Annotated in this window: 6 protein-coding genes; 1 reads left to right on the forward strand and 5 read right to left on the reverse strand. The window is 62.4% G+C overall.

Annotated elements, in window-relative coordinates:
• Positions 1 to 506 (reverse strand): helix-turn-helix domain-containing protein (locus ACIQ7H_RS21170; RefSeq protein ID WP_395795297.1); only part of this gene is annotated, 506 nt, incomplete at its 3' end.
• 435 nt (positions 507 to 941) lie between these two features.
• On the opposite strand from ACIQ7H_RS21170, the gene ACIQ7H_RS21175 reads away from it, so the two are divergent.
• Entirely contained in the window at positions 942 to 1931 is a 990-nt protein-coding gene (locus ACIQ7H_RS21175; protein WP_395795299.1) for a GSU2403 family nucleotidyltransferase fold protein, read from the forward strand.
• A gap of 414 nt (positions 1932 to 2345) precedes the next feature.
• On the opposite strand, the gene iscB is transcribed toward ACIQ7H_RS21175, so the two are convergent.
• From iscB to ACIQ7H_RS21195, 4 genes are all read right to left on the reverse strand, one after another.
• Positions 2346 to 3641, reverse strand: coding sequence for an RNA-guided endonuclease IscB (iscB, locus tag ACIQ7H_RS21180; RefSeq protein WP_395795301.1), 1296 nt, complete (start codon positions 3639 to 3641; stop codon positions 2346 to 2348).
• A 344-nt stretch (positions 3642 to 3985) separates the two neighbouring features.
• Positions 3986 to 5032, reverse strand: a complete 1047-nt coding sequence (locus ACIQ7H_RS21185; protein ID WP_395795303.1) for a hypothetical protein — start codon at positions 5030 to 5032, stop codon at positions 3986 to 3988.
• A 145-nt stretch (positions 5033 to 5177) separates the two neighbouring features.
• Positions 5178 to 6224, reverse strand: a complete 1047-nt coding sequence (locus tag ACIQ7H_RS21190; RefSeq protein WP_395795305.1) for a hypothetical protein — start codon at positions 6222 to 6224, stop codon at positions 5178 to 5180.
• Positions 6225 to 6282: 58 nt separating this feature from the next.
• Entirely contained in the window at positions 6283 to 7629 is a 1347-nt protein-coding gene (locus tag ACIQ7H_RS21195; protein WP_395795307.1) for a type II secretion system protein, read from the reverse strand.
• Between the last annotated feature and the right edge of the window lie 221 nt (positions 7630 to 7850).

Consider the following 7850-nt stretch of genomic DNA (forward strand, 5'->3'; position numbering starts at 1 on the left):
TCCGCGGTAAAGGTCGCGAACCAGCGGCCGGCGCTGTCCTGCCGCACCGTCACCGAGCGCAATCGGCCGTCCATCGCTTCGGTGCGCCGAAAGCGCACGCGGCCCAGGCCGTCGATCTGCACCTCGGCGTGGCGCTCTCCCAGCGTCACCTGCTGACGCCGCTGATCGAGCGTGAAGCGGGCGCTGTTGACTGTGCCGAAGCGCTTGCGCCGCGGCGGCCGCGCGCGGCCGGCGAAGAAGTTCTTCTTCGCCCGGTCGAAGTCGCGCAGCGTCTGATTGAACGGCTCTCGCGGCAGATCGGCGAGCCAGGCAGTGTCTGGCTCACGCTTCAGCGCCGTGAGTGCCGCCGACCAGGCGGTGACGCCGCTGCGCTGCCCCGAAGCCCGCAGCATGCGGTCGAGCTTCAGCGCCCAGTTCCAGACGAAGCGCCGGGCTCCGAACAGGCGGCGCAGCGTGCGCGCCTGGTCCGTGGTCGGCGAAAGCCGCACGCGGTAGGCGCGCTCCAAGGTAGTCGGGGGTGCGTCTTCGGACATGCCAACAGCTCAGCACGACGATGCGGGTTGTCAAATTGGGCGCGCCGCGTCGCACGGGCTGAGACAGAGCACCTATAGCCGCCGATCGCCCGCCTCGCTGGCCGTGATCGCCGGGATGGCTGCTCGGCCGTCGGCCCACCGACACGCTCCGATTCGGCTCAAGCCGGCGGGGTCGTCGCCGTCCATGGCTCCTTCATTGCGCGCGCTGAGTCGCACGGGCAGAGAAAGAGCTCCTGCAGCCGCCGGCCGCCCACATCGCTGTCCGTGATCGCCGGAGTGGCTGCACGGCCGGTGGTGAACACGCTGCGATTGGGCTGAAGCCGGCGGGGGCGTCGCAGTCCGTGGCTCCTTCGGTGCGCTTTAACCCGTAAAGTAGCCACCTTGTGTATTTACGGGTTAAACCTAGACATGGCGCGGTTTGACGACACCCAACTCCGAGCGTTGATCGATCTCCGTGATGCGTACGACGCCACCCTGAGCCTGTGGCGAGTGTCGGATCGGCACGCTGGGCGGATGTCTTGGAAGACCATCTCCGGTCGGGACTATCTCTATCACGTGCACGGGGACGCCGGCGTCGGCCGATCGCTGGGTCCGAGGTCTCCAGATACAGAGCTGGCCTACGAGACCTTCCGGAACGGGAAGCTTGAGACCAAGGCCCAGTTGGCGGCGACCGAACCGGACATGAAGCGCGCCGCCGCCGTGTACACCGCGGTGGGCCTGCCGGTTTCAGATTCGTGGGCCGCGAAACTGTTCCAGCATCTGGACCGTGAGGGCATGATGGGTCGGGCGGTGCTCGTAGTAGGCACCAACGCGATGCCGGCCTACCAGATCGAGGCGCAGGAGCGCATGGCAACCAGGATCCATGCCACGCGGGACACTGATCTCGCCTGGCGTGGGGAGGATGCTGGCGATACCCCGATGCTGTGGCCGGTAATTCGCGAGTTCGACCCAACGTTCCGGGTCAATGCGGAGCGACCGTTTCAGGCGATTGGTCGTGGCTCGCGCGAGCTTGAGTTGTTGGCCGCGCCGTCAGTGCTCAACAGCCTGGGATCAGAGCCCTTCCGGCCCGTGAGCGGTCTTGTTGAGCAGGAGTGGCTGTTGCTGGGTGAGCCGCTGAGGCAGGTGATCTGCTCGCTCGACCGGACCCCATGTGGCATCGTCGTGCCGGATCCGCGGTTCTTCGCTTTGCACAAGGCTTGGCTGTCAACGAAGCCGGGCCGAGACCCCTTGAAAGCAACGAAGGACATGACACAGGCCCGCTTGGTGTGGAGCTGGCTGGGCAACATGCCGCGGTACCCTGTTGACGCGAATTTCATCAGGTCAGTGCCGGAGGCGCTGCAGGACACCCAAACTTCGCTTGGCCGCTGGACTGCGCTGGACGATCGGCGGCACACTTAGGCAGCGCTAAAGCTGGCGGCCGCAAGGCCGGCGCGCTCTGCCCAGGTGGTTCCGTCAGGCGCGGAGGCAACAGAGACCAGACTACGGAGCCCCGCGAAAGCGGGGCTTTCGCTTTGACGCCCGTTGTTGGGGCACTTATCCTGTTCTAGTTCGCTGTGGGACACGCGGGCTTCGGCCTCCCCCCACAGACACATGAAGACAACGCCCGCGCAAGCGGGCGTTGTCTTTTGTGCGCCCAAGGTCGACAAGCTCGCCGCCGAGCGGCCGCGAAGGAGCCACGGACGGCGACGACCCCGCCGGCTTGAGCCATGTCGGAGCATGTCGCGGCAGCGACGGCCGGGCAGCCATCCCTGCGATCCCGGCCAGCGAGGTGGGCGTCCTGCGGCTGGGTGAATGCCGTATCCGGCGTCGTGCTCATGCCGCCCGCCGGGCGTACGTGTAGCCATCGAACCGCGCCAGGCGCTGGAACCGAGTGTGGGGCGCAGTGATCTTGCCCGCGTGCGTCGCGATGTCGAAGCGCCCGTCGGCACGCACAGCAACCGGGCCGATCCACGTGCCGCGGTGCTTGCCCCTCGGCTGGACCAGGCGCACCAGGTCACCGCTCTGGAACCCGAATACCCGCTTGGCCGCCTTCGCCGCAGTGCGCGGAAACCCATACGTGTCCGGTCGGCACATCTGGCGATCCCCGCGGCCCTTCGCGGTCAGGCTCAGCACCTCGTGGACGCTCCGCAGATCGACCTGCCCGCCGCTGGGGCCGGTGCAGGCCGCGTCGATCCAGTGGGCTTTCGGATAGCGCTGGAGGCAGCGGTTGTACTTGGTGCGGCCACCGGAGCTGGCCGTCACCGGCAAGCCCGTGTCGCGCAGGGCCTGCCACAGCGCCCTGCGGGTGCTGTTGACCGCCGCGGCGTCGCGCAGCGGGGCCCTGGCCTGAGCCAGAATCCGCCGCAACCGCTCCGGCTTGGGCTTGAGGAAGTCCTCGACGCGCTGCATACCCTTGGCCGTGTTGCAGCGCTCGCAGGCCAGCGTGAGGTTGCTCACCCGATTCGAGCCGCCTGCCGCCCGCGGAACGATGTGCTCAATCTGCAGCGGTAGGTTCTTCGCATTGCAGTAGGCGCAGGTGCGGTTCCACTTCTCGAGCAGGTACTCGCGCACTTCGTAGCCGGCGAGCGTGCCCTGCTGGTACTCGACGCCGGCAATCTCGGGATTCTCAAGCGCCTGCAGGTCGAAGCGCACCCGCTCGACGACGAGGGCCGAGATCGGCAGCACGCGGCGCAGCCGGGTCACCCAGCCCATCGTCGAGTCCACACGGTGCTGGAGGCTCGGGGCCAGCCAGCCCTCGGGGCGCGTGCGATTGAGGAACCGCGGCGCGCGGTAGCGGCAGTGCCGGCTGCGCCGGCCACGGCGCAGCTGCCGGCGCTGCAGCAGCGCCTTGCGAATTGCCGAGCCGCGGTGGTGAAGCTCCAGGGCCGCGACGACATACCGCCCGCGCCTTGCACCCTCGACAACGAGGGCCATCCCGGTGGTCTTGCTGCCGGGATCGATCTTGAGCTCGATCGGCTGCACGGCGCCGCCGTTCCGATCAAGCAGTTGCACAGTGAAGGGCGTTCGGCGCAGGACGGTGGCCCGACCGGCGGCGAGCAGTTGACGTGCGCGCGCCGGATGGCACGGCATCAGCGGAAACCCGGTACTGCTGAGTACACACACTCGCATCAGGGAAACCTCGTGTTGCGTGGGGCTTACGCCCCGGACTGGCGGTTGCCCGCCGTGATGCCACCTCGCCCGGTTATCGAGGGGTTTGCTGCGGGGCGCACTGTCCGGAACTCCGGCTCCGTCCTGTTTAACGCCCGGCTCCCGATGCGTGAGAGCCGTTTTCCCGCCGCAGAGCCGGGGACTGGTGGAGCATCCCCGGGTGCCTGTCCCGGCCCGACACGCAATCGGGCCATTCCCTCGTAACGTTTGCCGACTCGACAAGCTCGGCGGGCTGGTTGAACACTGCAGTCATCTCAGATCGGGATGGACTCCGGTCTGAGATGACTGAGCCGGATACTCAACGATTAGCGGAAGCGCAACACGCTATATGCTTGATCAATCCGCAGAAACGCTCCCGCGGGGGCGCTCACTACCGCAGCGGATTCGTCGCTTTCAACGAATACCCGCCCAAGCCTGGTAGCGCCGAGAATTCGCGCAGTTTTGACGCCATTTTCGATTGTTGTGTTGATGAGGCGCATATCCTCAATGATGTATGCGTCAGCAAACTCGTCAGAGTCAGACGCGGGCACGTACATCCATCTAGCCGGAATAGTCGGCAGCTGGTCTGGTCGGATTCGTACACGAGTCCCTGTAAATCGGTCATAGAAATCTAAGGGATCAAATCGATACCACGTATCGTTTTCCCTTGGGATTCGTACTGCGGGGTTAACCTGGGGCGCGGCCGTCCAAGTCTGAATCCCCTCAGGGGGCGCACTCACCCGGACCCAGGCACCAATGAGCGGAGTTCGAGCCGAGAGTGTTTGTCCATTCATTCGATAGTCGACGCTTACGGAATCAAATCGAGACAGAACCTCTCGAATTCCGCCGGCTGCAGCAATCCCGCCGGGCATAGACACTTGCACTTGCACGCCGTTCAGCCGTGTGACGGCTTTGGATGGTGTTATCCAATGAAGGTCCAATCGTCCGAAAATGGACGGCTGATAAGTGGGTGCCTGGTATGGACAGCCCAGGCATGAGCCGTTGGATGTCTGTAACAAATCGAAACGTGCGGTCACGGGTCTGACATTGTTCAGCAGATCCGAATCTGATGGCACCCATTCAACAGCTGGGGCATTTGCTACAGACCAGACAGGTGTCCCTGTGGCGTTATGACTGAACAGTGCCAAGCTCCAGAATTTAGCGCCCCCCGATCTGATTTCCGCAATGTAGAACCCTGAGCCCGCACTTTCTGGGGCGAACCACGCCCCTTGAGGCGCGAGCCGCGGCTCCGATGGCCAATCGGATCGCGGGAGTGCACTCTGCGGCTCGAAAAGATTTGCAATCTGAGCCGATGCGTTCGCCGACATGACTGCCAGCATTACCACCGCCACCAACTTCTGACCAAGATTCATTGTCGCTCCTGACGGATAATAGCTTTCATTCGATCACGCGGGAGCCTCCGGCCAAAGCCAGAGATGGATTGCGCATCTCGCATTGCGCGACCTTCTCCCGCTACTCATCCGTAAGAACTATCCTTGGCAGAAACCAATTCCGGGACTAGCGGAAGCGCAACACGCGATATGCTTGATCAATCCGCAGAAACGCTCCCGCGGGGGCGCTCACTACCGCAGCAGATTCGTCGCTTTCAACGAATACACGCCCAAGCCTGTTAGCGCCGAGTATCCGCGCAGTTTTGACGCCATTTTCAATTGTTGTGTTGATGAGGCGCATGTCCTCAATGATGTATGCGTCAGCAAACTCCTCAGAATCAGACGCGGGCACGTACATCCATCTAGCAGGGATTGTCGGCAGCAGGTCCGGTCGGATCCGTATACGAGTCCCTGTAGATCGGTCATAGAAATCTAGGGGATCAAATCGATACCACGTATCGTTTGATCTTGGGATTCGTACTGCAGGATTCACTTGGGGCGCGGCCGTCCAGGTCTGAATTCCCTCTGGAGGCGCGCTCACCCTGAGCCAGCTTCCAATCAGCTGAGCGCGAACCACAAGCTCTTGTCCATTCTTTCGATAATCATCGCTCACAGAATCAAATCGAGACAGAACCTCGCGAATTCCGCCCGCTGCAGCAATCTCGCCGGGCATAGACACTTGCACTTGCACGCCGTTCAGACGCGTAACGGCCTTGGATGGTGTTATCCAATGAAGGTCCAATCGTCCGAAAATGGACGGCTGATAAGTGGGTGCCTGGTATGGACAGCCCAGGCATGAGCCGTTGGATGTCTGTAACAAATCGAAACGTGCGGTCACAGGTCTGACATTGTTCAACAGATCCGAATCTGATGGCACCCATTCAACAGCTGGGGCATTTGCTACCGACCAAACAGGTGTTCCTGTGGCGTTATGACTGAACAGTGCCAAGCTCCAGAATTTAGCGCCCCCCGATTTGATTCCCGCAATGTAGAACCCTGAGCCCGCACTTTCTGGGGCGAACCACGCCCCTTGAGGCGCGAGCCGCGGCTCCGATGGCCAATCGGATCGCGGGAGTGCACTCTGCGGCTCGAAAAGATTTGCAATCTGAGCCGATGCGTTCGCCGACATGACTGCCAGCATTACCACCGCCACCAACTTCTGACCTAAATTCATTGTCACTCCTTGAGTACCTGGGGATAGACCTGCTCTCGAATATTCAATCGGACCTTATTCAGCGCCTGCACACCAACTCGTATCCGGCCATCGAATTCCTGTTCCCGGGTGCAGGCATGAGACGTGGATACGTCCTGATGCCCTGATCAAACATGCCATCGGGGCCTTGAATCCATATATTCCTGACCGAAGGCTGTGGATTCACATCGACACTTTGCAGGTATCTTCGGCGGTCTCTTTCCGCAACGTCAAGCATCTCTTCGATCGCGCAGCGCTCTGGCACAAAGGCGGTACCGGTTGTACCGCATACAACGGACGCGATCGGTATTCCGTTTGCGACGACAATGTTAGAGGTGGTTACGCGTGACGTAACACCTCCCTGGAAGCGTACGCCTGACGGACACAGTTGGTCCGGAACATTCGTAACAACGGGCGGGCTTCGCTGCAACTGGACACCAACGACCACACCTCCAGGCAGGACAAAAGAACTGTTAGGGCCAGTTTCACCGCCCACGCCACACAGTCCAATGGGCCGAACCAATGTGACCCGATCAGGCAACGGGGGGTCCATGTATTGAGTCGCAATATTGGCGTCGCAGTAGGCTTGCACGGGCTGACCGTTGATCTCAATTGTGCCACACGGATAGGGGAACATTGGGCTTCCAGCCGGAAGGCGCCTCGACGGATCGAAAGGATCCAACACGCTGCAGATGGCGTTCTCGATTGGATTTTCCGGTGTTCCGGGCGGGATAATGGAACCGCCCAGTTCTGCAAAGTTCCCAAGTACCACTGCGATAGCCTGGGTAGGTCTCGTTGTAAGGTACGCCGAAAGGTCAAGTGTGAAGCCGCGGAATCCGCCCTGGGCCACTCGACTGTCGCGTGGCACTGTACCGCTGGGAAAATTGTGCACCTCCGCAACGCGGCCGGCGATGCGTGTTTTCAGCGTCAGGATGCCCTGTTCGGTGTTTGGCGTGGCTGTGCGTGTGATGTTGGCCACCTGAGGCACACCCAGCTCGGCCACGACGAAGGCCGCGGTCGGCGCCCGCCCGGAGCCGCCGGGAAGCCGCCTGTATCGAATCTGATACTGCTGACCGAAAACGCTCGTCCCAATCACTCCGCCGCGCATGGCAAAATTTGCCGGAAGCAGTCCCGCGGTCACCAGCGTCCCGATCGGAAGCTCGGCCGTGACGTTGTCGGTCAACGTGGCCACTCTCTCGGTTGTGAAGTAGCTCGTCGTCGCCCGTGCCAGCATGGCCATCTCCGTCGCCGCCTGGGCCACGAAGCTATCAGCCGTTTGCTCACGTGCGCGCTGTGTCCAAATTGTCAAGGCGACCGTCATCGCTCCAGCGATGAGCGCGACGACGATGATGGTTTCGATCAAGGTGAATCCGCGAAACTGACGCATGGATAGATGTCCGCTTTTCCGGGGCTGGGGCAGTTTATCGGGCACGAAGGGCCCCCTCTTCCGTTTGGTATGGGTTTTGGATGACATATCGGGTATCGGAGTCTCAGCCCTCCCGAGCCTTCGCGCGCGGTCCGTCCCGCGCGCCGGCTCGGGGGCGCCGCGGTGCGGCGCGATAGCGTTGTTCGCAGTTCGACGAGTTCGGCTGTCCGGTCGGCGATGAC

It is taken from the genome of Aquimonas sp. (genome assembly GCF_044377145.1).
Lineage (GTDB): Bacteria > Pseudomonadota > Gammaproteobacteria > Xanthomonadales > Xanthomonadaceae > Aquimonas.